The sequence below is a fragment of the Frankia sp. QA3 genome (genome assembly GCF_000262465.1).
Lineage (GTDB): Bacteria > Actinomycetota > Actinomycetes > Frankiales > Frankiaceae > Frankia.
Window position 1 is genome coordinate 6,734,976 of the sequence record NZ_CM001489.1, and the last position, 22,843, is coordinate 6,757,818.

22 protein-coding genes are annotated in these 22,843 nt (G+C 72.7%); 19 read left to right on the forward strand and 3 right to left on the reverse strand.

Annotated features, from left to right (window positions below; translation table 11 throughout):
• Positions 1-14: 14 nt before the first annotated feature.
• Positions 15-1,121 carry a tyrosine recombinase XerC gene (locus FRAQA3DRAFT_RS27580; protein WP_009742338.1) on the forward strand — a complete coding sequence of 369 codons (1,107 nt, stop codon included), beginning with the start codon at positions 15-17 and terminating at the stop codon, positions 1,119-1,121.
• Positions 1,122-1,142: 21 nt separating this feature from the next.
• Here FRAQA3DRAFT_RS27580 and FRAQA3DRAFT_RS37765 read toward each other — a convergent pair whose 3' ends face one another.
• On the reverse strand, positions 1,143-1,520 hold the full coding sequence (locus tag FRAQA3DRAFT_RS37765) for a M23 family metallopeptidase (RefSeq protein WP_232291790.1): 378 nt from the start codon (positions 1,518-1,520) through the stop codon (positions 1,143-1,145).
• Positions 1,521-2,848: 1,328 nt separating this feature from the next.
• Here FRAQA3DRAFT_RS37765 and rpsB point away from each other — a divergent pair.
• From rpsB to FRAQA3DRAFT_RS27655, 14 genes are all read left to right on the forward strand, one after another.
• Positions 2,849-3,736, forward strand: coding sequence for a 30S ribosomal protein S2 (rpsB, locus tag FRAQA3DRAFT_RS27590; RefSeq protein ID WP_009742339.1), 888 nt, complete (start codon positions 2,849-2,851; stop codon positions 3,734-3,736).
• A gap of 268 nt (positions 3,737-4,004) precedes the next feature.
• A complete protein-coding gene (locus FRAQA3DRAFT_RS27595; protein WP_009742340.1) occupies positions 4,005-4,619 on the forward strand; it encodes a translation elongation factor Ts in 615 nt (204 codons plus the stop codon).
• A 345-nt stretch (positions 4,620-4,964) separates the two neighbouring features.
• On the forward strand, positions 4,965-5,522 hold the full coding sequence (gene frr, locus FRAQA3DRAFT_RS27600; RefSeq protein WP_009742341.1) for a ribosome recycling factor: 558 nt from the start codon (positions 4,965-4,967) through the stop codon (positions 5,520-5,522).
• A gap of 132 nt (positions 5,523-5,654) precedes the next feature.
• The gene (locus FRAQA3DRAFT_RS27605) at positions 5,655-6,572 is read left to right on the forward strand and encodes a phosphatidate cytidylyltransferase (protein WP_009742342.1); all 918 of its coding nucleotides are present in this window, start codon (positions 5,655-5,657) and stop codon (positions 6,570-6,572) included.
• Between the two features lie 127 nt (positions 6,573-6,699).
• Positions 6,700-7,950, forward strand: a complete 1,251-nt coding sequence (gene rlmN, locus FRAQA3DRAFT_RS27610) for a 23S rRNA (adenine(2503)-C(2))-methyltransferase RlmN (RefSeq protein WP_009742343.1) — start codon at positions 6,700-6,702, stop codon at positions 7,948-7,950.
• A gap of 61 nt (positions 7,951-8,011) precedes the next feature.
• Positions 8,012-9,286 carry a PHB depolymerase family esterase gene (locus FRAQA3DRAFT_RS27615; protein ID WP_232291791.1) on the forward strand — a complete coding sequence of 425 codons (1,275 nt, stop codon included), beginning with the start codon at positions 8,012-8,014 and terminating at the stop codon, positions 9,284-9,286.
• Positions 9,287-9,472: 186 nt separating this feature from the next.
• Complete coding sequence (gene dxr, locus FRAQA3DRAFT_RS27620) at positions 9,473-10,696, forward strand: 1-deoxy-D-xylulose-5-phosphate reductoisomerase (RefSeq protein WP_009742345.1); 1,224 nt, start codon at positions 9,473-9,475, stop codon at positions 10,694-10,696.
• A 160-nt stretch (positions 10,697-10,856) separates the two neighbouring features.
• Complete coding sequence (locus FRAQA3DRAFT_RS27625) at positions 10,857-12,038, forward strand: RIP metalloprotease (RefSeq protein ID WP_009742346.1); 1,182 nt, start codon at positions 10,857-10,859, stop codon at positions 12,036-12,038.
• A 109-nt stretch (positions 12,039-12,147) separates the two neighbouring features.
• On the forward strand, positions 12,148-13,302 hold the full coding sequence (gene ispG, locus FRAQA3DRAFT_RS27630; RefSeq protein ID WP_009742347.1) for a flavodoxin-dependent (E)-4-hydroxy-3-methylbut-2-enyl-diphosphate synthase: 1,155 nt from the start codon (positions 12,148-12,150) through the stop codon (positions 13,300-13,302).
• A 12-nt stretch (positions 13,303-13,314) separates the two neighbouring features.
• Complete coding sequence (locus FRAQA3DRAFT_RS27635) at positions 13,315-14,166, forward strand: DUF4081 domain-containing GNAT family N-acetyltransferase (protein ID WP_009742348.1); 852 nt, start codon at positions 13,315-13,317, stop codon at positions 14,164-14,166.
• A gap of 405 nt (positions 14,167-14,571) precedes the next feature.
• A complete protein-coding gene (locus FRAQA3DRAFT_RS27640; protein ID WP_009742349.1) occupies positions 14,572-15,651 on the forward strand; it encodes an ABC transporter substrate-binding protein in 1,080 nt (359 codons plus the stop codon).
• 59 nt (positions 15,652-15,710) lie between these two features.
• Positions 15,711-16,472: an ABC transporter ATP-binding protein gene (locus FRAQA3DRAFT_RS27645; RefSeq protein ID WP_009742350.1), complete on the forward strand. Its 762-nt coding sequence runs from the start codon at positions 15,711-15,713 to the stop codon at positions 16,470-16,472.
• Positions 16,462-17,532: an ABC transporter permease gene (locus tag FRAQA3DRAFT_RS27650; protein ID WP_009742351.1), complete on the forward strand. Its 1,071-nt coding sequence runs from the start codon at positions 16,462-16,464 to the stop codon at positions 17,530-17,532. The genes FRAQA3DRAFT_RS27645 and FRAQA3DRAFT_RS27650 overlap by 11 nt, the downstream gene beginning before the upstream one ends.
• A gap of 131 nt (positions 17,533-17,663) precedes the next feature.
• The gene (locus tag FRAQA3DRAFT_RS27655) at positions 17,664-18,119 is read left to right on the forward strand and encodes an Rrf2 family transcriptional regulator (RefSeq protein ID WP_009742352.1); all 456 of its coding nucleotides are present in this window, start codon (positions 17,664-17,666) and stop codon (positions 18,117-18,119) included.
• A 15-nt stretch (positions 18,120-18,134) separates the two neighbouring features.
• Here the strand turns inward: FRAQA3DRAFT_RS27655 and FRAQA3DRAFT_RS27660 are convergent, their stop codons facing one another.
• Together FRAQA3DRAFT_RS27660 and FRAQA3DRAFT_RS27665 are read right to left on the reverse strand one after the other, a co-directional pair.
• Positions 18,135-18,674 (reverse strand): DUF4439 domain-containing protein, encoded by a 540-nt coding sequence (locus FRAQA3DRAFT_RS27660; protein WP_009742353.1) that lies wholly within the window; start codon positions 18,672-18,674, stop codon positions 18,135-18,137.
• A complete protein-coding gene (locus tag FRAQA3DRAFT_RS27665) occupies positions 18,671-19,300 on the reverse strand; it encodes a hypothetical protein (protein ID WP_009742354.1) in 630 nt (209 codons plus the stop codon). The genes FRAQA3DRAFT_RS27660 and FRAQA3DRAFT_RS27665 overlap by 4 nt, the downstream gene beginning before the upstream one ends.
• 484 nt (positions 19,301-19,784) lie before the next feature.
• On the opposite strand from FRAQA3DRAFT_RS27665, the gene rimP reads away from it, so the two are divergent.
• From rimP to FRAQA3DRAFT_RS37770, 4 genes are all read left to right on the forward strand, one after another.
• Complete coding sequence (gene rimP / locus FRAQA3DRAFT_RS27670; protein ID WP_232291792.1) at positions 19,785-20,465, forward strand: ribosome maturation factor RimP; 681 nt, start codon at positions 19,785-19,787, stop codon at positions 20,463-20,465.
• Entirely contained in the window at positions 20,462-21,559 is a 1,098-nt protein-coding gene (gene nusA, locus FRAQA3DRAFT_RS27675) for a transcription termination factor NusA (RefSeq protein WP_009742356.1), read from the forward strand. The genes rimP and nusA overlap by 4 nt, the downstream gene beginning before the upstream one ends.
• A 7-nt stretch (positions 21,560-21,566) precedes the next feature.
• Complete coding sequence (locus FRAQA3DRAFT_RS33775; protein WP_009742357.1) at positions 21,567-21,899, forward strand: YlxR family protein; 333 nt, start codon at positions 21,567-21,569, stop codon at positions 21,897-21,899.
• Positions 21,900-22,116: 217 nt separating this feature from the next.
• A partial coding sequence (locus tag FRAQA3DRAFT_RS37770; protein ID WP_035921610.1) for a translation initiation factor IF-2 N-terminal domain-containing protein occupies positions 22,117-22,843 on the forward strand: 727 nt, incomplete at its 3' end.

The window sequence follows — 22,843 nt, forward strand, 5'->3', positions numbered from 1 at the left end:
GAGACGGTCCTCGCATGGCATCGCACCGTGATCGTGGCTTCGGGCGTGGCCGGGCGGCTCCTGTCCCGAGGCAAGCCCGGCCGGCGAGCGCGCACCCTGCTCCGGAGTCGGCAGCCCCCGAAGGAGACGGAGCGGGTTGGGCTGCGGCGATCGCGGGCTTCCGGCGCCACCTCGTCGCCGAGCTGGACCGGTCGCCGGAGACGGTGCGTGCCTACGGCGCCGATCTCGCGAGCCTGCGCGCGCACGCGGAGCGGGAGGGGTGCCCGGATCTCGCCGACCTGGACCTGACGGTTCTGCGCAGCTGGTTGGCCACCATGCGCGCGGCCGGTGCCGCTCCGGCGACACTTGCGCGGCGTGCCTCGCTGGCCCGGGTGTTTTCGGCCTATGCGGCCCGCCGCGGATTCCTGGCGACCGATGTGGCCGCCCGGCTGGTCGGCGCCCGCGCGATCCGGCAGGTACCGCAGGTCCTGACCGCCGTGGCCGCCCGCCAGCTCCTGGACGCGGTGGCTGGGGTGGGCCCGGCACAAGGCGAAGGCGGCGGCCCGGCCGCCGCGGAAGCACGGCGCTCCGCCGAGCTACAGCCGCGCCGCGATGGCGATCCGGCCGTGCGACGGGCTCTCGGCCTGCGTGACGCGCTCGTGCTTGAGCTGCTCTACGGCAGCGGGGTGCGGGTGTCCGAGCTGTGCGGACTGGACCTCGGGGACGTCGACGACGAGCGGCGGCTGCTGCGGGTGCATGGTAAGGGTGGCCGGGAGCGCAGTGTTCCTTTCGGGGTGCCCGCTGCCGGAGCGCTGCGGGCGTGGCGGACCTCGGGCCGCCCGCTGCTCGCCTCGCCCCGAAGCGGGGTGGCGCTGATGCTGGGGCAGCTCGGCGGCCGGCTCGATCCGCGGACGGTGCGGCGGATCCTGGCGCGCTGCGCGCAGACCTGCGCCGTCCCTGCGGGGCTCACGCCGCACGGACTGCGTCATTCGGCGGCGACCCACATGCTTGAGGGAGGCGCCGATCTGCGGTCTGTCCAGGAGTTTCTCGGCCATACCAGTCTCGCCACCACGCAGATCTACACGCATGTGACCCCGGAGCGGCTCCGCGCGGCCTTCGATCAGGCGCACCCGCGGGCCTGAGCCACTCCGGACGGTTCCCGATCATCCCCGGCGCAGGGCCAGCAGGCGAGGTGTGATCCGCCGGAACGAATCCAAGGGGTCGAGATACTCGACGCCGCGCAGCAGCCCCCAGTGCAGGCACGTTGTCGTGGGACAGCCGGGGTGGCCGGCGGAGAGCCAACCGAGCAGGTCGCCTGCCCGGACAACGGCACCCGCGGTGACGGCGGGCTGCAGCGGTTCGTAAGTCGTGCGGACCGCCCCGTGACCGATGGTGACCACGCCTCGCCCGGCCACCGGACCCGCGAAGCTCACCGTTCCGGCGGCGGCCGCGAGGACCGGGCCGGCCGGCGACCCCAGCAGATCGACACCACGGTGGCCGGGCCCGAAGGGCGTTGCCGGGCGTTGGAAGGCTCGGCTCACCGCCACCGGGCCCGCAAGAGGCCACTGCAGCGGCGGAATGCCGTCTGCCGTCGCGGGCGCAGCCGTCGCGGCGGACCGGTCGGAAGTGCCGGACGGCGGTGCGCGGTGTGGCGCCCGCACACCACCGTCCGGCGGATCGGCGGCCGGCGGGGGCAGGGCCGGTCGCCGAGGGTCCCCGGGCCGAGGGGAATCCGGCTCGGGGGGTCGGTGGGTGGAGGGAGGGCCGCCCGGGCCCGGTCCGGTGTGGGCGCCTCGCCCGGGCCCGGACGCGCTGGGTGCCGGTGTCGTCGTGCTTGGGGCGGAGGGGACCGTGCTGGCGGGGGGCGCGTCAGGCGATGGGGTGGGGCGCCGCGGCGCGGCGGTTACCGCCGCGCCAGGGATCGGTGCTGAGGTCGTGGCGGCGACAGGTTCTGGTGCCACCCTCAGCGCCTGGCCGATCGTGTCGTTCGGGCCCGGCCCGCCCCGCAGGCCGGTCACGTGGCCGACGCCGAGATCTGTACCTGGCCGTGGGCCGGCTGGGCCAGGAGTACGCGCGGTGATGGTGGCGGGCGGCCCGCTCCCACGCGTGTTGATCGGAACTTCGGCGGGCCAGCCGACGGCGATCAGCAGCGCGATCGCCGGGATGACGAGCCAGAGTGGATCGAAGCGGGGCATTCTAGGCATAGCGGTACAACCTCCGGGGTCGAGGGAGGCGCGGCGGCCGGGTGGCGTCCGGGGCAACGGTCCCGGCCGCCGCTGGGCCGGTCCGCGAGAGCGGCGGATCGGCCGGTTCCACGGTGCGGCGTTTCGTTCTCGTTGGGTAGTCCGAAGTTTTTCGTTGTGGATAACTTGCTTGGGTGTCGACCTCGGGCGAGTTTCTCGATCTGGGGATCTGGCTCGGTGCCGGGCGGCTTCGCGCGTCGGCGCGGCCGCGGTCGGGCTGTGGACCGTGTCCGTGCGGGGTGGGTGCCGGGTGCCGCCCGGGTCGGCGTAGCGCCGGTGGCGGTGTCTCCAGGGGATGCGTCGCACGGTCCGCGGCGGAGATCGGCGGGCGATGATCCTGCCGGCACGCCGGCTGTGGCGGCACGCGATCTCGGACGGACCGGTGCAGGCGGGTTTTCCGCTGGGCCGCAGCGTGGGGCCGGGTATCATCGTCGGCAGGGCCCGCATCGCGGGTTCAGTTCGCACGCCCGCTTCCGAAGGTCTCCTCGAGGCTGTCGGAAGGGTCTCCTCGGTCCGCCGCGCTGCGACGGCCACGACCACTCCGGGCGTCAGGGGCAGCCGCCGTCAGGCGGCGCCGTCACAACCGAGGCGTCCGGCCGCGGCCGGACGGAGAGGAGCGACGCGCCATGGCCGTCGTCACCATGAAGCAGCTGCTCGAGAGCGGTGTGCACTTCGGGCACCAGACCAAGCGCTGGAACCCGAAGATGAAGCGGTACATCTTCACCGAGCGTAACGGCATCTACATCATCGACCTGCAGCAGACTCTTTCGTACATCGACCGCGCCTACGACTTCGTCAAGGAGACGGTGGCGCACGGTGGCACCGTGCTGTTCATCGGGACGAAGAAGCAGGCGCAGGAGGCCATCGAGGAGCAGGCTGCGCGGGTAGGCATGCCCTACGTCAAGGAGCGCTGGCTCGGTGGCATGCTGACCAACTTCTCGACGGTCTACAAGCGTCTCCAGCGGCTCAAGGAGCTCGAGGAGATCGAGGTGACCGGCGGTACCGAGGTCCGCACGAAGAAGGAGCAGCTCGTGCTGACCCGGGAGAAGGCGAAGCTGGAGCGCACCCTCGGTGGCATCCGGGACATGAGCCGGGTGCCGAGCGCGGTGTGGGTCGTGGACACGAAGAAGGAGCACATCGCGGTCGGTGAGGCGCGCAAGCTGGGCATCCCGGTCGTGGCGATCCTCGACACGAACTGCGACCCCGACGAGGTCGACTACCCGATTCCCGGCAACGACGACGCGATTCGCAGCGCGGCGCTCCTGACCCGCGTGGTCGCCGACGCCGTCGCGGACGGTCTGATGTCCCGGGCCGGCGCCTCGAAGGCCGCCGACGCCAAGCCCGAGCAGTCCACGGGTGAGGAGCCGCTGGCCGAGTGGGAGCAGGCGCTGCTGCGCGGCGACGGCACCGCGGCCACGGCGAGCGAGGAGCAGGCCGCCGAGGAGCAGCCCGTCGAGGCGTCGGCGCCGGCCGCCGAGACTCAGCCCGACGCGGCGGTCAGTACGACCGTCTGACCCCGGCCCCGCCCCGGGCCTTCGTGGCGCCCGGCGCATGCCGTCCGGCGGCCGCATCGGTTGCGTTCGCCCCGGAGCGGCCGCTCGTGGCGGTCAGGCAAGGCAGCGCGCAACCGCCGACCCGGGGGCCCGGAGTGCGGCGGTCGGAGAGGCTGAGGGGCGGTGTCGGCGCGGCGGCGCCACCTGGCAGCCTGCAGCCCCACGGCGCGCCACGCCGCGCCTCCAGGACAACGACAGCATTCCGACGCACACCGACGAGAAGAGCACCATGGCAGACATCACAGCCGCCGACATTCGCAAGCTCCGGGAGCTGACCGGAGCCGGGATGAGCGACGTCAAGAAGGCGCTGGTCGACAATGACGGCGACTTCGAGAAGGCGAAGTCCTGGCTGCGGGAGAAGGGCAAGGCGCAGGTCGCCAAGCGCGCGGCGCGCAGCGCCGCCAACGGCCTGGTCGAGTCCTACCTTCACCGCACGGACCCGCAGCTGCCCCCGACCCTCGGCGTGCTCGTCGAGCTGCGCTGCGAGACGGACTTCGTGGCGAAGACCGACGACTTCAAGCAGCTCGCCCGCGACCTCGCGCAGCACATCGCCGCCGCGGACCCGCTGTACGTCACTGCGGACCAGATCCCCAACGAGGTGCTCGAGGCCGAGCGCAAGATCTACGAGGCGGCCGCCCGCGAGGAGGGCAAGCCCGAGCAGGCGATAGCGAAGATCGTCGACGGTCGGGTCAACGGCTACATCAAGACCAGCGTGCTGCTGGACCAGCCCTGGGTGAAGGATGGCAAGGTGACCATCCGAGCCCTGCTTGACCAGGCGGGCGCGTCGCTCGGCGAGAAGATCGAGGTCGGCCGGTTCTCCCGGTTCAATATCCGGCAGGTCTGAGCGCAGGTTCCTGGGCCGGCGGGCGGACAGTGGCCGCCCGCCGGTTTCGCGTTCCCTGGGTGGCCGCGGGAGCGATGTCCCGGTGGCCACGTGTCGAGGCGACAACGTGACGATTCGACGTGCTCGGCGTGGCGCGTCCCCCCGGGCTCCGTGGGGGCGGCCTCGTGCGGGACACTGCTTGTCACAGCTGTGCGATCATCAACGGGGCCGGGGCCCCGGTACGTGCGGGCGGCCCGTGTCGTCCTGCGGGTCGGAAGGCGGCCGTGTCCGGGGGCCCGATAGCGGGGAGGCTGCTGTCGGAGCCGGACGGATGCCGGCGAGTCAGAGCGGACGGAAGGAAACGCGGTGATCGACGACACACTTCTCGATGCCGAGGAGAAGATGGAGAAGGCCGTCTCGGTCGCCAAGGAGGACTTCGCGAACATCCGCACCGGCCGTATCACGCCCGCGGTCTTCTCCAAGATCTTGGTGGACTACTACGGCGCTCCGACGCCGGTGCAGCAGCTCGCCTCGTTCCACATCCCCGAGCCGCGCATGGTGATCATCACTCCGTACGACAAGTCGTCGCTGGCCTCGATCGAGAAGGCGGTGCGCGACTCTGACCTCGGAGTCAACCCGAGCAACGACGGCACGATCATCCGCATCGTCTTCCCGGAGCTGTCCGAGCAGCGGCGGCGCGACCTGGTCAAGGTCGCCCGGTCCAAGGCGGAGGAGGCCCGGGTCAGCATCCGCAACGTCCGGCGCCACGCCAAGGACGGGATCGACCGCATCGTCCGGGACGGCGACGCCGGCGAGGACGAGGGCCGGCGCGCCGAAAAGGACCTCGACGAGGCGACCCACCGTTACGTCGGACAGGTGGACGAGCTCCTCCGCCTCAAGGAAGCGGACCTGCTGTCGGTTTGACCATTTCTGCCTCCGACGCCGATGCGGCCCGTCCACTCTGCGATCCGAGCCTGATGATCGTGGCGTCGTGCGGTTGGCGACGGCGCGGCGTGTATGCCAGTTCTGTCCGCTTCTGTCGAGATATAGGCATCCATGACGGCAGTCGACGGCCGCGCCGTGGTTGACGGCGGGCCATCCGGAAGCGCCGACGCGACCGGGGCCGCCGCCGGCGGTTTCGGGCCCGCCGAGGTCCCCCCGCGCCGTTCCCGCGCCGGCCGGAACCTGCCGGCCGCGATCGCGGTCGGCGCCCTGCTCGGCGCGAGCATCCTCGTCCCGCTGTTCACCGTGCGTGCGGCGTTCGTCGGCGTCATCAGTGTCGCCGTCGCTCTGGGTACCTGGGAGGTGATCCGGGCGGTCTGGCTCACCGGCGTGCGGGTGCCGCCCGTGCCGCTGGTCGCCGGGGCGCTCGCGATGCCGGCGGTGGCCTATGTCGCCGGGACGAACGGTCTGCTGTTGACGCTCGCCGCCACCATCGGCGCCGGGGTCGCGGTGCGGGTCGCCGGGCCCGCCGAGGGCCTGGTCCGGGATGTGGGCGGCATCGCCTTCGTCGCCGGCTACGTCGGCTTCCCCGCCGGGTTCGCGGCGTTGCTGACCGAACCGTCCGACGGCAGCTGGCGGGTCCTCGCCTTCCTCGGCACGGTCGTGGCCAGCGACGTCGGTGGCTACACCGCGGGGGTCCTCTCCGGGGGGCGCCACAAGATGGCCCCGAGCGTGTCCCCGGGCAAGTCGTGGGAGGGATTCGCGGGCTCGGCGGTGGGCTGCGTGCTGGTGGCGGGGATCCTGCTGGCGTGGCCGCTGGAGGCGCACGCGTGGCAGGGCATCCTGCTCGGCCTCGCGACCGCCTGCACGGCGACGATCGGGGACCTGGGCGAGTCGCTGCTCAAGCGGGACATCGGCATCAAGGACATGAGCAATCTGCTGCCCGGCCACGGCGGCGTGATGGACCGCCTGGACTCGCTGCTGTGTACCGCCCCCGTCGCCTGGCTGCTGCTCACCGCCTTCCTCGACTGAGCCGACGGCACTGGCCCGTACCGGCGGTGTCGAATGCCCGGTCGGGGGCGCCGGGCGGTGTGCGCCGCCCGCGCGGGCGATCGTCGCATTCGTCTAGGCGGCGGCCTCCTGGCACACTGGATCCGCGATGACTCCCATGACCGCCGAATCCGAATCCCCGGACGGCCCGGTGTCCGCCGGGACCGGCCGGCCGGTCCGCCTGTCCCTGACCCGGCGCGCCGCGCGGCCTCCCCGGCACCTGGCGGATCTTTCCCGCGACGAGCGTCGGCAGGTCGCGGTCTCCTTGGGCCAGCCCGCCTTTCGCGCCGACCAGGTGTCGCGCCACTACTTCGCCCGGCTGGTCGATGCCGACGAGACCGAGGCGATGACCGACCTGCCCGAGGGTGCCCGCGGCCCGCTCCTCGAGGCTCTGCTCCCGCGGCTGCTTGTGCCCGCCCGGACGCTGAGTTGCGACGACGGCCTGACCCGCAAGACCGCGTGGCGGACCGCGGACGGCGCGCTGCTCGAATCCGTGATCATGAGATATCCGGATCGGGCGACGGTCTGTGTGTCCAGCCAGGCGGGCTGCGGCATGGGCTGCCCGTTCTGTGCCACCGGTCAGGGTGGTCTGACCCGCAACCTGTCGACGGCGGAGATCGTCGAGCAGGTCGTGCACGCCGCTCGCGTCCTGCGCCGCAGGGAGCTGGCCGGGGGCGAGGGCCGGTTGTCCAACGTGGTCTTCATGGGCATGGGCGAGCCGCTGGCCAACTACAGCGCGGTGACCGCGGCGCTGCGCCGCCTGATCGCGCCGCCGCCCGAGGGGCTGGGGCTGTCCGCGCGTGGGCTGACCGTCAGCACCGTCGGACTCGTGCCGGCGATGCGTCGGCTGGCCGGCGAGGGCCTGCCGGTGACCCTGGCGGTGTCCCTGCACGCCCCGGACGACGAGCTGCGCGACGAGCTGGTGCCGATCAACACCCGGTGGCCGGTGGCCGAGGTACTCGCCGCCGCCTGGGAGTACGCCGAGGTCACCGGCCGGCGGGTGAGCATCGAGTACGCGCTGATCGACGGGGTCAACGACGACGTGGCCCGCGCCGACGCGCTCGCGACCCTGCTCGCCGGCCGCCTCGCGCACGTCAACCTCATCCCGCTGAACCCCACGGATGGATCGTCCTGGCAGGCCAGTGCTCCCGCCGGCCAGCGTGCGTTCGTCCGCCGGCTGCGGGAGCGGGGGATCGCGACCACCGTGCGCGACACCCGTGGTCGGGAGATCGCGGCGGCCTGCGGTCAGCTTGCCGCCGAGCCCGTCGGACCCGCCAGGCGTGCCGAGTCCGCGAAGTCAGTCGAGGCCGCCGGCGCGGCGAGCGGCTCGCCCGCGCACGGCAGCCGTGTCCTTCGGTAGCCCGGCGAGTCGACGGCGCGGTTCCCTGCGGCACCGCGCGCGGACGACGAACACGGTCTGGTTGCCGATCACCGCCGCCGTCGGCGTGCTCCTGCTTTTGCTGTGGTACGCCATATCGCGGGATCCCGGCTCGGAGCATGCCTCGGGGTCACCCTCCGCGTTCGGCCCCGCCGACGGGCGCGAACCGCGCGCGGTGGCAGTCTCGGCGTCGCCGACGCCCACCGTCCCCCCGCCGCCACCCAGCGGGTGCGTCACCGGGAAGACCCTGCCGTCCGGGGTGAGTACCCGTACGTTGCGGGTGGGTGGCACCGACCGCACCTATGTCCTGGCCGTTCCCACGGCCGGATCGCAGGCCCAGGCGCTTCCGCTGATCCTCACCTTCCATGATCTCGGGCAGAGCACCGACGACCTGGAGGCTTACACCCGGCTTGCTGACCAGGGCACCAAGGCCGGCTTCGCGGTTGCGGCACCGATGGGGGCGCAGGGGCGGTGGAACTTTCCCCGGTCCGCGGCCGTCGGTCCCGACGACGTGCTGTTCGCGGGGACGCTGCTCAACGAGCTCACCGGCCGGATGTGCCTCGATGCGAAGCGCATCTTCGCCGTGGGGTACGCGGACGGCGCGAACATGGTGCTCACGACGGCCTGCGCGCTGCCGGGCAGGCTTGCGGCGGCGGTCACGGTCGGTTCGAGCGTGCTGCCCACCTCCTGCGCGGCGCCCAGTACGAACCTGCTGGAGATCCACGGGACCGCCGACCAGATCGCGCCGCTCGACGGCGGGGGCGCCGCCCGTCCGGCGCCGTTCGCCGGCGTGGTCGCCCAGTCGGCGCCCGACCGGCTCGCCCGCTATGCCTCCGCACTCGGGTGCAGCGGCGCCACCCAGGTTTCCCGGGACACCGCGGCCTGGCAGCGCACCGTGTGGAGCGGCTGTCCGAGCGGCCGGGACGTCGGGTTGCTGGCCATGCAGGGCGCCGGGCACACCTGGCCCGGCGCGCAGGCCCGCCCGGCGCTCGGCCCGACCTCGGACGCCTTCAGCGCCACCGTGGTGGCGCTGACCTATTTCGGCTACACCCCCACGTCCGGGGATGTCGGCAGCGGCGGCACCGGGACGCCGGGCTCGCCCGTGGCGCCCCCGCTGTCCGGCCCGCTTGCCCCGAGCGGCTCGCCCTCGCCCTCGCCCTCGGCCTCGCCGGTCGGACCGTCGTCGACGGCGAACGCGTCGCCCTCGGCGAGTGCGAACCCGGGCGCCGGCACGGGGACGGGAGATCAGGGCAATCCTGGGCCGTCGGCATCGCCGTCGGTGACCGGGACGCCCTCGCCGGCGGCCGCGGACGGATGAGCTCCCCCGGGCGGGTGCGAGACCGGCGACCCCGCCGGGTTGGGGCCGACGTGCCTGCGATGGGGAGAGGATGACGTCACAAAAGGTAGTGGCCGTCAGACCCATTGCACATCTACGGGTGGCACCTGTCATGAACCGAACAGGGCGGCGCCGATGCGCCGACGGGCCTGAGAGAATGGAGGTGTGGTGGAGGCTTCGAACCTGCGTGAAGTTGTTCTGCTTGGGTCCACGGGCTCGATCGGAACCCAGGCCATAGACGTCGTACGCCGCAATCCGCAGCGCTTCCGGGTGGTGGCGCTGATGGGCGGCGGGTCCCGGGTGGACCTGCTCGCAGCCCAGGCACTCGATCTCGGTGTCCAGGCGGTGGGTGTGGCGGCCGCATCGGCGGCCCAGGACCTGCAGCTCGCCTTCTTCGCCGAGGCGACGCGGCGGGGCTACCGCCGAGGCGAGTTCGCCGTGCCGAAGATCCTGGCCGGGCCCGATGCGGCGAGCGAGATCGCCGCATGGCCCTGTGACATTGTTCTCAACGGCATCACCGGGTCGGTGGGTCTCGCGCCGACGCTCGCCGCCCTGGCCGCCGGCCGGACGGTGGCGCTGGCGAACAAGGAGTCGCTGGTCGCTGGGGGCCCCTTGGTCCTGGACGCGCTCGGCGGCGACCCCGACCGGCTCGTCCCGGTGGACTCGGAACACTCCGCGTTGGCGCAGTGCCTGCGCGGCGGCCGCCGGGACGAGGTGCGCAAGCTGGTCCTCACGGCCAGCGGCGGGCCGTTTCGCGGGCGCCGCCGCGACGAGCTCGCCGCCGTCACCCCGCAGCAGGCGCTGGCTCATCCCACCTGGGACATGGGTCCCGTGGTGACGATCAACTCCGCGACCCTGATGAACAAGGGCCTGGAGCTGATCGAGGCGCACCTGTTCTTCGGGGTGCCCTACGACGACATCGACGTCGTCGTGCATCCCCAGTCGTTGGTGCACTCGATGGTCGAGTTCACCGACGGGTCCACCCTGGCCCAGGTTTCGCCGCCCGACATGCGCCTGCCCATCGCGCTGGCCCTGGGCTGGCCGGAGCGGGTGGCCGAGGCGCAGCCGCCGATGGACTGGACCCGCGCCCAGGCGCTCACCTTCGAACCGCTCGACGAGGTGGCCTTCCCGGCCGTGGAGCTCGCGCGCACGGCCGGTCGCCGGGGCGGCACCGCCCCCGCGGTGTTCAACGCGGCCAACGAGGAGGCGGTGGCCGCTTTCCTGGCCGGACGCCTGCCCTTCGTCCGTATCGTCGATCTGGTGGCCGAGGTCATCGCCGAACACGAGGTCGTCGATCACCCTTCGCTCGACGAGGTGTTCGCCACCGAGCGCGCCGCGCGGGACGCGGCGCAGCGGTTGATCCGGCGCGAGAGCGAACGGGAATCGGTGTGAACCACGCTCTGTGCGGGGTGGGCGGTGCATCCCACCCGGCCGGCATCCGTTCCGGGGCCGGTGCGACCCGTCCGGCCCGCGCCTGGCGTGGCGGTCCGCGGGTTACCCGGGCTCGCGTGGGCGCTCCCGACCGGTGTCCCATCGGGCGGAGGCCGGCCTGATGGCGATTCTCGGCATCGTGGCGTTCGCCGCGGCGCTGCTCGTGTCCGTGGTGTTGCACGAGGGCGGGCACTTCCTGACCGCTCGGCATTACGGCATGAAGGCCTCGAAGTTCTTCGTGGGCTTCGGGCCGACGATCTGGTCCCGCCAGCGTGGCGAGACCGAGTACGGCATCAAGGCCATCCCCGCCGGCGGCTTCGTCAAGATCGAGGGGATGACGCCGCTGGAGGAGATCGATCCGGCCGACGAGCCCCGGGCGTTCCACAACGCCCGAGCCCGGGCTCGGCTGGTGGTCATGTCCGCCGGCTCCTTCGTGCACTTCGTCATCGCCATCGTGCTGATCTACGGGGTGCTGGTCACGCTCGGCACCACGCAGATCAGCACGAAGATCAGCGCGACGAGCTGCGTGGCGACGACCACGAACTGTTCCGGGCCCGGCCCCGCCGCCGCGGCGGGGATGCGGCCCGGCGACCGGGTCGTCAGCTTCGCCGGAGCCGAGGTGCACACCTGGAAGGACTTCACCCGCCGGGTGCGCGAGCACGGAGCCGGGCCCGCCTTGCTCGTGGTGGAGCGGGACGGCCGGCGGCTGACCCTCACCCCGGACCTCGTCGAGGTCCGCCGTGACCGCGAGACCGGAGATGTGGGGAGCGACCGGGTCGGCGCGCTGGGTGTCCGGCCGGGTCTCGAGACGGTGCACTACAACCCGATCGAGGCTGTTCCGCAAACCTTCAAGGTGATCGGCTCCGGCTTCACCGGCATGTACGAGACGTTGACCCACCGGATCGGCGACGTCGGTAAGATCTTCAGCAACGATCGCGATCCCGAGGGCTTCATCAGCGTCGTGGGTGCGGCGCGCATCGGTGGTGACGTCGTCTCGGCGCCCGACAGCTCGGTGCTCGAACGGGTCGGCCAGTTCCTCATCCTGGTGGCCGCGATCAACCTCGCGGTCGGCATCTTCAACCTGCTGCCCCTTCTCCCGCTGGATGGCGGCCACATCGCCGTGCTGGGCTTCGAGCAGGCCAGACACGGTCTGCGCAGGCTTCGGGGCTACCGTGGTCCGGTACAGAAGGTGGATTTCGCCAAGCTTTTACCAGCCACGTACGCCACGGTTGTCGTCCTGTTCGGGTTCAGCCTGCTCCTCCTGTCCGCCGACATCTTCAATCCGATCCGCCTGAACCAGTGATCCCGCACGGTTGCGCGAGACCGTGCGCCCTACTGCCCTGCGTCCCGCAGCCGACAGGCCGAATCAGTCGCACGTCGATCATTTCTTCCGATTCGCCAGTGAGGACAACGTGACCGTTACTCTGGGCATGCCAGCCGCTCCGGCCCGACCGCTCGGTACTCGGCGGCACAGCCGGCAGATCAACGTCGGCAACGTTCCGGTCGGGGGTGACGCTCCGGTCTCCGTCCAGTCGATGTGCACCACGTTGACCTCGGACGTCAACGCGACACTGCAGCAGATAGCCCAGCTCACCGCGTCGGGTTGCCAGATCGTCCGGGTGGCCGTCCCCAGCCAGGACGACGCCGACGCGCTGGCGGCCATCGCCCGCAAGTCACCGATCCCGGTGATCGCGGACATCCACTTCCAGCCCAAGTACGTCTTCGCCGCGATCGACGCCGGCTGCGCGGCGGTCCGCGTGAACCCCGGCAACATCAAGGCGTTCGACGACAAGGTCGGCGAGATCGCACGCGCGGCGAAGGGCGCCGGCATCCCGATCCGGATCGGGGTGAACGCCGGCTCCCTCGACAAGCGGCTGCTCGCCAAGTACGGCAAGGCCACGCCGGAGGCGCTCACCGAGTCGGCGCTGTGGGAGTGCTCGCTGTTCGAGGAGCACGACTTCCGCGACATCAAGATTTCGGTCAAGCACCACGACCCGGTCGTCATGATCCAGGCGTACCGCCTGCTCGCCCAGTCCTGCGACTACCCCCTGCACCTCGGCGTGACCGAGGCGGGCCCGGCCTTTCAGGGCACCGTCAAGTCCTCGGTCGCCTTCGGCGCGCTGCTCGCCGAGGGTATTGGCGACACCATCCGGGTCTCGCTGTCCGCGCCGCCGGTGGAGGAGGTCAAGGTCGGCACCGCGATCCTGGAGTCCCTCGGACTCCGGCAGCGTAAGCTGGAGATCGTGTCCTGCCCGTCCTGCGGCCGGGCCCAGGTCGATGTCTACACCCTCGCCAACCAGGTCAGTGCCGGTCTCGAAGGCATGGAGGTCCCGTTGCGCGTCGCCGTGATGGGCTGCGTGGTCAACGGGCCGGGCGAGGCGCGGGAGGCCGACCTCGGCGTCGCGTCCGGTAACGGCAAAGGCCAGATCTTCGTCAAGGGCGAGGTCGTGAAGACCGTGCCCGAGGCGCAGATCGTGGAGACCCTCATCGAGGAAGCCATGCGGCTGGCCGAGGAGATGACGGCGGACGGCACCCCGTCCGGCGAGCCCTCGGTCACCGTCAGCTAGGCGGCGCGACCGGTGGGCCTGCCGCTGCGCTCCGCGCCGACGCGACTGCTCGACGATCGGGATCTTCCCGCCGTACGCGAGCTGCTGGCCCGTAATCCGGTCGCCGACGTTTTCGTCGCCTCCCGCGTCGAGGCCGCCGGGCTCGACCCGTGGCGGCTCGGCGCGGAGATGTGGGGTCACACGGTCGACGGCCGCCTGGCCGCGCTGTGTTACTCCGGTGCCAATCTCTGGCCCGTGGCGGCGGGCCCGGCCTCGGCGAAGCTGTTCGCCGAGCGGGCCCGCCGGCAGGGCCGTCGCTGCTCCTCCGTCGTCGGCATCTCCTCGTCGGTCATGGCGATGTGGCAGCATCTCGAGCCCACCTGGGGACGGGCCCGCGAGGTCCGGGCCGACCAGCCGTTGCTCGTGATCGACGGGCCGCCGCTGATCGCGCCCGACCCGGCCGTGCGGCCCGTCCGGCCCGACGAGCTGGACATCCTGCTGCCGGCCTGCATCGCCATGTTCACCGAGGAGATCGGCGTGTCCCCGGTCCTCGCCGACGGCGGGGCCCTCTACCGGGCCCGGGTCGCCGAGTTCATCGGGCAGCGGCGCTCGTTCGCGCACATCGTCGACGGCCGGGTGCTGTTCAAGGCCGAGATCGGCGCGGTGGCCGGGGACGTCTGCCAGATCCAGGGCGTCTGGGTGGATCCGGCGCTGCGCGGGCGCGGGTTGGGCTCGGCCGGCACCGCCAGCGTCGTCGCGCTCGCGCGGGCGGCGTTCGCCCCGCGGGTGAGCCTGTACGTCAACGACTTCAACCACGCTGCCCGCCGCGCCTACGAGCGGGTCGGGTTCCAGCGCGTGGGCACCTTCGCCTCGATCCTCTTTTAGCTCGATTCTCTTCTGCCTTGGGCCACTCCTGGCGAGAAGGATCGCTCGCCGGGGGCCGGGTTCATTGGCGTGGCGTCCCGCGGTGGGTCGCGGGGCGCTGTCCCGCCGCCTCCGTAGCTCCGGTAGTGACCTGCGCATCGCCCGCGCGGCCGCCGTCGAGCTCGCCGCGCAGGCCCCCGACCTGGTCCGCGGCCTGTTCCGGGATGGTCCACGGGGAACAATCTTCGCCGTTGGATCGTGTCCGTTTTGTGTAATTTGTCAAAGTATCTGATTCATTTGTTACGGGACGATGTCTGCGCGACGAAGGCACATGGCCAGGATGCGGGGCATCTGGCATGCTTACCATCCCGATGACTTCGATTGACTTGCATGGCGCGGGCGTCAGCCTGCGCGAAGGGGGTTTTCATGAGGCCGAGCAGACTGTGGCGCGCCGTGACGCCACTGATCACCGCCGGGGCGCTGGCACTGGCGGTGGTGGGCTGCTCGAGTTCGGGCGATGACGACAGCGCCTCGGCGAGCGCGGCGCCCGGCCAGGTGAGTGGGACGCTCCGCCTCGGGTACTTCCCGAACCTCACCCACGCGCCCGCGCTCTTCGGCGTCGAGAAGGGGATCTTCGCCAAGGAGCTCGGCTCCGGCGTCACGCTGAAGACGCAGACGTTCAACTCCGGCGTGCAGGAGGCCGAGGCCGTCCTGTCCGGAGCGCTCGACGCCGGCTACATCGGGCCGAACCCCGCGGTGAACAGCTTCATCAAGTCGAACGGCGAGGCGGTGCGGATCATTTCCGGCGCGACGTCGGGCGGCGCGGCGCTCGTGGTCCGCCCGGACATCACCTCGGTGGCGCAGCTCAAGGGCACCACGCTCGCCACACCGAGCCTCGGCAACACCCAGGACGTGGCGCTGCGCCACTACCTGAAGAAGAACGGCCTGAAGACGGACATCCAGGGCGGCGGGGACGTCTCGATCAAGCCGCAGGACAACTCCCTCACGGTCGACGCCTTCAAAAACAAGGCGATCGACGGCGCGTTCGTGCCCGAGCCGACGGCGTCCCGGCTGGTCGCCGAGGGCGGCAAGGTGCTCGTGAACGAGGCCGACGAGTGGCCCGAGACCAAGGGGCAGTTCGTCACGACGGTGCTGCTCGTGCGCACGGACTACCTGAAGAAGAACCCGGAGATCGTCCGCCGCCTCGTCACCGCCAACGTGGCGTCGATCAACGGCCTCAACGCCGACCGGGACGCCGGCGCGAAGGTTGCCAACACGGCCCTGGGCAAGCTCGCCGGCAAGCCGCTGTCGGACAAGGTCCTGACTGCGGCGTGGAAGTCGCTGACGTTCACGCCGGACCCGATCGCCCCCTCCCTGATCACCTCGGCCAAGCACCAGGAGGAGCTCGGCCTGATCAAGAATCCGAAGATTGACGGCATCTTCGACCTGGCGATCCTCAACGACGTCCTGACGAAGCAGGGCAAGCCGACCGTCTCCGACTCCTGATCCACCCGCAGGGCGCCCCTCGCCGGGCGTGCGTCTTCACCGCAACGGGGGAATGATCCGTGACCGCTGTCCTCTCCGACACCGCATTGCACATCGACGGCGTCAGCCGGTTCTTCGGCTCCGGCGCCGCCCGTGTCCAGGCGTTGGACAACGTCTCCCTGGACGTCCGGTCCGGTGAGTTCCTCTGTCTGCTCGGCGCGTCGGGATGCGGCAAGTCGACCCTGCTCGGGTTGATCGCCGGTCTCGACGCGCCGACCACCGGCACGGTGGACACCACCGGTCGCCGCGCCGGGATGATGTTCCAGGACTCGGCGTTGCTGCCGTGGCTCACCGCGGGCGGCAACATCGAAGTGCCGCTGCGGCTGCGGGGTATCCGCCGCGCCGAGCGGCGGGAGCGTGTGGAGCGCCTGCTCGCGATGGTCCGCCTCGCCGGGCTGGCCGACAAGCGTCCCCATGAGCTGTCCGGGGGCATGCGCCAGCGGGTGAGCCTGGCCCGCGCGTTCGCGCAGGAGGCCGACATCCTCTGCATGGACGAGCCCTTCGGCGCCCTCGACGCGATGACCCGCGACCTGCTCCACGACGAGCTGGAGCGGATCTGGCGGGAGACCGGTGTCACGGTCATCTTCGTCACGCACGACGTCCGCGAGGCCGTCCGGCTCGGCGACCGCATCGTGCTGCTGTCCTCCCGGCCTGGGCGGGTCGCGGAGATCTTCGACGTCGACATCGAGCGGCCGCGGCGGATCGACTCCGCCCGGGTCGCGGAGCTGGCCACCACGGTGACCACGCGACTACGCGAGGAGGTCGGCCGGCATGGCCACTGAAAGCGGCGCCTCGACCCAGCTCCGTACCCGGTCGACCGCCCTCGACGCCGAGACCGGTCTCGAGGTCGACGCGGCGCTCGCCGGGCTCGACGCGCTCGACATCCCGACGGCGCACCAGCGGCCGCTCGCGGCCCGGGCGTGGGCGGCCACCTGGCCGAAGATCGGCGCCCTCGCCCTGTTCCTGCTGCTCTGGCAGATCGTCGTCTGGAGCGGCTGGAAGCCCACCTACGTCCTGCCCGGACCGGGCAAGGCCCTGTCCGAGTTCGGCAGCCGTCTCGGCACCAGCCACTTCTGGGAGGCCCTGGGGCGCACCCTGATCCGGGCGCTGGAGGGCTATGCCCTCGCGGTGGTGATCGGGGTCGTGGTGGGGGTCGCGGTCTCCCGCTCCACCATCCTGCGGACCGCGGTGGGCTCCTTCATCACCGCGCTGCAGACGATGCCGTCCATCGTCTGGTTCCCGCTGGCCATCCTGCTGTTCAAGCTCAGCGAGTCGGCGATCATGTTCGTCGTGGTGCTCGGGGCCGCGCCCTCGGTCGCCAACGGGGTGATCTACGGCGTCGACTACGTGCCGCCGCTGCTGGTGCGGGTCGGGCGCAGCATGGGCGCGCGAGGGTTCTCCCTTTACCGGTACGTCGTGGCGCCGGCGGCCCTGCCCTCCGTGCTTGCGGGGCTCAAACAGGGCTGGGCGTTCTGCTGGCGCAGCCTGATGGCCGGCGAGCTGCTGGTCATCGTTCCCGGCCATCCCTCGATCGGCGCCGACCTGCAGAACTCCCGGGAACTGATCGACACCGTCGGGGTGATGGCCTCGATGATCACCATCTTCGTCATCGGAGTCGTCGTCGACGCCGCCTTCAACACGGCCGACCAGCGGATGCGCGTGCGTCGCGGTCTCGTCGCCGAGGGGACGTCCGCGGTGCGGGCGGCCCGGGGACGGGGACGCGGCCTGGCCAGCGGCGCCAACGAACCGGTGGGCGGTTCCAGCGACGGGACGGCGCCGAACCCGCCGGCGGACACGGGCGCCGGGGGCGCAGACGGCGGGCATTCGGGCGGCGCGGGGTGAGCGAATCGCGTCCCGTTTCCCCTGGGTGGGCGGGGCGCCGCTGCGGACGGTGAGTGTCGGCGGGTGCACCCGCGGCACGCCCGGCCAACCCGTCGGGCGCGCTCGGCGCTGCCGGGCGGCAAAATGGGTGCATGCAGATCTCCGCTCGCGCCGACTATGCGCTGCGCGCACTCCTGACGTTGGCGGCGAGTGACGGTCAGCTCGTCAAGGGCGAGTCGCTTGCCCTGGCACAGGATCTGCCGTTGCGCTTCCTCGAGAACATCCTGACCGATCTGCGTCGGGCGGGGCTGGTCCAGAGCCGACGGGGTGCCGACGGGGGCTACCAGCTGGGCCGCCCCGCCGACCAGATCACCGTCGCCACGGTGATTCGGGTGACCGACGGCCCGCTCGCGAGCGTGCGCGGGCGCCGACCGGAGGACGCCTGCTACGAGGGTGCGGCGAAGAACCTGCAGGACGTCTGGATCGCCGTCCGGGTCAACCTGCGCCGCGTTCTGGAAAACGTGACCCTGGCGGACGTCGCCGGCGGTCGCCTCCCGGAGATCGTCACCACCCTCGGCAAGGATCCCGATGCCTGGACCACCCGGTAGCGGGCTGCCGCGCGCTCACGACGCACCCGGCAGCGCGCGGGTTGCCGTAGCGGTCGGCAGGCCGGCCGCAAGGCGCGCCCGCTGGGCCCGCACGGCTGCCCCGCTCAAGGCATCGATGGCCAGCTCCCGGGCGTCGGCGACGAGGACGGCGGTGGCGTCATGGGCCGCCGCGGCGCAGGCGTCCTCGATCTGGGCCAGCAGGGTCAGCGAGGCCGCGACGCTCACCGGCGCCGTGGGGATCCGGTAGGCCGGCAGCGCCGGGGGGGCCTGGCCGCCCCGCGCCCCGATCGCAACGATGAGGTCGTCGCGTAGTGCCTGGTGGGCGACCCAGCTCAGCCGGGCCAGCTCCCGGGCGCCGGCGGCCGCGGGGCCCAGCGGCGCGAGAGCGCCGCCCGCCGTCGCGGCGGCGTAGATCGCGGCGTGGGTCGCCGTGAGCATCGTGCTCAGGGCGACGACGGCGGCCGCGTGCCCAGGAGTCGCCGGGCTCTCCCCGCCCGCCCCGCTCCCGGCAGGGGAGGCCGCGACGACCCGTCCGTCCTGCCTGCCCGGGATCATCCGACACTCCTGGCGGTCGCGGCCGGCTGGCCGCCGTTGACCTGCGCGGTGTAGAGGTCGAGCAGCTCCACCTGCGCGACTCCGGCGGCGTGCAGGCTGGCCAGCAACGGCGCGAGCATGCCGCTCACCCGCAGGCTGTCGGCGCGCGCCGCGGCCGTCGCGCTGCTCTCGGTGGCGCGCAGTGATGCCAGCGTTGCCGCGAGGGCCGTGGGCGACTCGTCGACGCCGGCCGGCGTCGCCCCGGCCGGCGTGACCCCGGCCGGAGCGGAGGCCGTCGGGATTGATCCGGTCGCCCCGGCGGGCGGGGTCGTCGTGGCTGCGGCCGGGACCTGCGCGCCCAGCGTCGACACGGCGACCTCGTGATGGGCCCGCAGCGGGTCGAACAGGGAACGCAGGGACGGATGGCGTCCCGCCGCCGTCCGGTAGGCCGCGGCCAGCGCCGTGGCGCGGGCGATCGCGCCCCGCGCCGCGGCCATGTCGTCCGCGCCGAGCCCGCCGTTTGACCCGGTCACCGGCGAGACCGTGGTCGTGCAGCCGGCCGCCCCGACCGCGTCGGCGAGGGCAAGCCCGCCGAGCCCCAGCAGGATCCGCCGCCGCGAGACGAGTGTGCGCAGCGCCGGGTCCACGGTCCCGAGCTTCGCACATCCGCCGGCTGGTTCGACCGCCGTCCGGCCCGCCGGGGTGATCCGTCCGTCCGCTGGTGATCCCTTGGTGCGTGGGCCGCGGCCGGCCGGCGCGGCGGCGGACGTAGGCTAGGGATCTCATCCCGTTTGCCACCGCCGTGGTCCGGTGGGCTCGTGGGCGGCGGTCCGGCGGCGGGCGGCCGCTGTGCGTCGTCGCAGTTTGACCCGGCGGCGAATCCGTGGCGTCCGGCTGAACCTGGGTATCGCCCCTGGTGGCTGGTCGCTGGTCGCTGGTGGCTGGTGGCGTGGCGGCCGGAGGGGCGGGGTGGCCGGCCGGCAGGGTGTGGCAAGACGATCAGGACAGGCACGGACGCGGGAAGGGACGGACCAGGTGTCAGGGGCGGGGGAGTCCGGTCACGGACAGGGCCGAGGCTCATCCGGAGCGGCTCGGCGGGCGGGCACCGTCCGGCCGGCGTTGCGCGACCGGTTGACGTCCGGCCTGGCCGGGGCGGGTTTCGATCTTGAGGACGTGACGGTGAGCCGGGCCGGTTCGCGCAGCCTGGTCCGGGTAGCGGTGGACCGCGACGGCGGCATCGACCTGGACGCGGTGGCCGAGGCGAGCAGGGTGGTCTCGGATTTGCTCGACGCGGCGGAGGCGGAGGGCGAGGGGCTCAGCGCGGGGCCGTACGTCCTGGAGGTCACCTCCCCGGGCGTCGACCGGCCGCTGACCGCGCCGCGGCACTGGCGCCGCGCCGTCGGACGGATGGTAACGGTGCGTGACAGCGCCGGGGACCTCCTGTCCGGCCGGGTGCTGTCCGCCGACGAGTCCGGGGCGGATCTGGCCGTGGCCATGGGGCCGGCCCGGCGCGGGCGGCCGCAGCGGCGCCGCGTCGCGCGGGTGACCTACGCGCAGGTCGCGCGGGCGACGGTAGAGGTGGAGTTTTCGGCCGAGGGGTATGATGATCTTTCTGGTGAGTCGCCGTCGCAGCCGTCGGCGCAGGCACCGGACTCCCCGGCCCCCGGAGTGAGCGCCGGTGCGCCGGATGCGTACGCCGTCCGCGACGGTGCGGCACAGGACGATCTCCCGGCGTCGCCGGGGCCGGTATCCAACGACGAGGGCCGCCAGGTCGACGCCCAGGGCGCGGCCGGTGAGGAGATGACCCGGTGAAGCTCGACGTGGCCGCACTGCGCGGTATCGAGCGGGAGAAGGACATCGCCTTCGACACCTTGGTGCAGGCGATGGAGACGGCCCTGCTGACGGCGTATCACCACACGGCGGGGTCGGCCCCCGACGCCAGGGTGGTCATCGACCGGACGACGGGGGAGGTGTCCGTTCTCGCCCGCGAGCAGGGTCCCGACGGGACCAGCCGCGAGTACGACGACACCCCGGCTGACTTCGGCCGGATCGCGACCATGACGGCGAAGCAGGTCATCATGCAGCGGCTGCGCGAGGCGCAGCAGGAGGTCACCTACGGGCAGTACGCCGACCGGGAGCACGAGGTCGTCTCGGGCGTGGTGCAGCATCACGAGCAACGGGCCGGTTCCAAGGTGGTGCTTGTCGACCTCGGCACGGTCGAGGGCGTCCTGCCGCCGGCAGAGCAGGTCCCCGGCGAGCGGCTCGAGCACGGCGACCGGATCAAGTGCTATGTGGTACACGTCGCCCGCGGTCCGCACGGCCCCACCGTGACCCTCTCGCGAACCCACCCCGAACTGGTCAAGGGCCTGTTCCGGCTGGAGGTGCCCGAGGTCGCCGACGGCACCGTGGAGCTCGCCGCGATCGCTCGCGAGGCCGGCCACCGCAGCAAGATCGCCGTCCGGTCGAAGGTGGCCGGGGTCAACCCCAAGGGCGCCTGCATCGGGCCGATGGGCAGCCGGGTGCGCGCCGTCATGGCGGAGCTGCACGGCGAGAAGATCGACATCGTCGACTGGTCGGCCGACCCGGCGACCTTCGTAGGCAGCGCCCTGTCCCCGGCCCGGGTGGCCCGGGTCGAGGTGACGGATCTGGCGAGCCGGTCGGCGCGGGTCGTCGTCCCCGACTACCAGCTGTCGCTGGCGATCGGTCGCGAGGGGCAGAACGCGCGGCTGGCGGCGCGGTTGACCGGGTGGCGCATCGACATCCACTCCGACACCGAGGACCGGGCCGGCGGGCCGCCGGCCGCCGCCGAGCCGCCGCCCGCGGGAGTCCCGCGGCGGTCCGGGCCGCCGGGGGCCCCGCGCCGCTCTCCCGCCGCGGGTGGCCACTCCCGGGGTCGGGCGGGATAGACTCATGATGGCGTGTCGTGCGGAGCCCATCCGTACCTGTATCGGATGTCGAAGCCGTGCGCCGAGTTCCGACCTACTGCGTATCGTCGTGGACAGCGGCGAGCTCCTGCCGGATGCTCGTCGCCGTATGCATGGTCGGGGTGCACACGTGCATCCGGACCTCGTCTGTCTCGATCTCGCGGAGCGGCGAAAGGCGTTTCCGCGGGCCCTGCGGGTAGCAGGCCCGCTTGGGTCGGGACGGGTCAGGCTGTACCTGGAGCGGCCTCGTCTCGCGGCAGCCGGATCCCGTCCGCGGGATCGGACCGCCGTAGCGGCTCCGGACGGGGCGGAAGTCGGGTAAAGAGGTACGGGTGGTCCGCGGCAGCGGAGTGCTTGGGTCAGACGGGACGGACGCCGGCCACCTACGGGGCGCCCGGTCCGGTAGGCGGCGCCACATGACGTCGACAGGGAAGCAGGTCGAGACAGCGATGATCGCTCAATGAGCACCCAGCCATGATCACGACCGGCAGGTAACGAGGTCACGCGGGCACGGACCGCGGGCCGAAAGAAGGAGCACCGTGGCAGGAAAGGCCCGCGTACACGAGCTCGCCAAGGAGCTTGGTGTCGACAGCAAGACCGTGCTCGCCAAGCTGAAGGACCTCGGCGAGTTTGTGAAGTCCGCTTCGTCCACCGTCGAGGCCCCCGTCGTCCGCAAGCTGAAGGAAGCCTTCCCCGCCGAGGGCGGATCCGCCTCGGGCGGGCGTCCCGGCGGTCGACCGGTGCCCGGCAACGGCGCCCGTCCGGCCCCGCCGCGCCCGGGCCTCGCGCCCCGGCCCGGCCCCCGGCCGGTCCCGGGCCGTCCCGGCTCGGCCGGCCGTCCCGGCCCGGCAGCGCCTCCGGCGGCGCCCCCGGCGCCCCCGGCGCCGAGTGCACCGGCACCCCAGCCGCGGCCCGCCGCGGCGAGCGCGGCTGCGCCGTCGCCCGCCCCGGCGCCCTCGTCCCCGCCGGCGTCGCCCCCGACCGCCCCGTCGGGTCCCCGGCCCGGTCCGCGTCCTGCTGGCCCGGCGGCCCCCGGCCGCGCGCGTCCCGGCGCCCCGGTGCCGCCGCCTGGTGGCAGCGCTCCCAGCGGGCCGTCCGCCGGCGGCCCCCGCCCCGGTCCGCGTCCCGGCCCCCGGCCGTCCGCGCCCGGCAACAACCCATACACGACGCCGTCCGCCGGGCCTCGCCAGTCGGCCGGTCAGTCCGGCTCCGGCCCGGCGTCCCCGCCGCGGCCGGGTGCTCCGCGTCCGGGTCCCCGCCCGGGTG

Coding starts and splice junctions, on each gene's coding strand:
- rpsB (WP_009742339.1), top strand. CDS start 2,849: ATGGCCGTCGTCACCATGAAGCAGCTGCTCGAGAGCGGTGTGCACTTC.
- rlmN (WP_009742343.1), top strand. CDS start 6,700: ATGACTCCCATGACCGCCGAATCCGAATCCCCGGACGGCCCGGTGTCC.
- FRAQA3DRAFT_RS27650 (WP_009742351.1), top strand. CDS start 16,462: ATGGCCACTGAAAGCGGCGCCTCGACCCAGCTCCGTACCCGGTCGACC.
- FRAQA3DRAFT_RS27660 (WP_009742353.1), bottom strand. CDS start 18,674: ATGATCCCGGGCAGGCAGGACGGACGGGTCGTCGCGGCCTCCCCTGCC.
- FRAQA3DRAFT_RS27625 (WP_009742346.1), top strand. CDS start 10,857: ATGGCGATTCTCGGCATCGTGGCGTTCGCCGCGGCGCTGCTCGTGTCC.
- FRAQA3DRAFT_RS27640 (WP_009742349.1), top strand. CDS start 14,572: ATGAGGCCGAGCAGACTGTGGCGCGCCGTGACGCCACTGATCACCGCC.
- FRAQA3DRAFT_RS27595 (WP_009742340.1), top strand. CDS start 4,005: ATGGCAGACATCACAGCCGCCGACATTCGCAAGCTCCGGGAGCTGACC.
- FRAQA3DRAFT_RS33775 (WP_009742357.1), top strand. CDS start 21,567: ATGGCGTGTCGTGCGGAGCCCATCCGTACCTGTATCGGATGTCGAAGC.
- FRAQA3DRAFT_RS27655 (WP_009742352.1), top strand. CDS start 17,664: ATGCAGATCTCCGCTCGCGCCGACTATGCGCTGCGCGCACTCCTGACG.
- FRAQA3DRAFT_RS27580 (WP_009742338.1), top strand. CDS start 15: ATGGCATCGCACCGTGATCGTGGCTTCGGGCGTGGCCGGGCGGCTCCT.
- FRAQA3DRAFT_RS27605 (WP_009742342.1), top strand. CDS start 5,655: ATGACGGCAGTCGACGGCCGCGCCGTGGTTGACGGCGGGCCATCCGGA.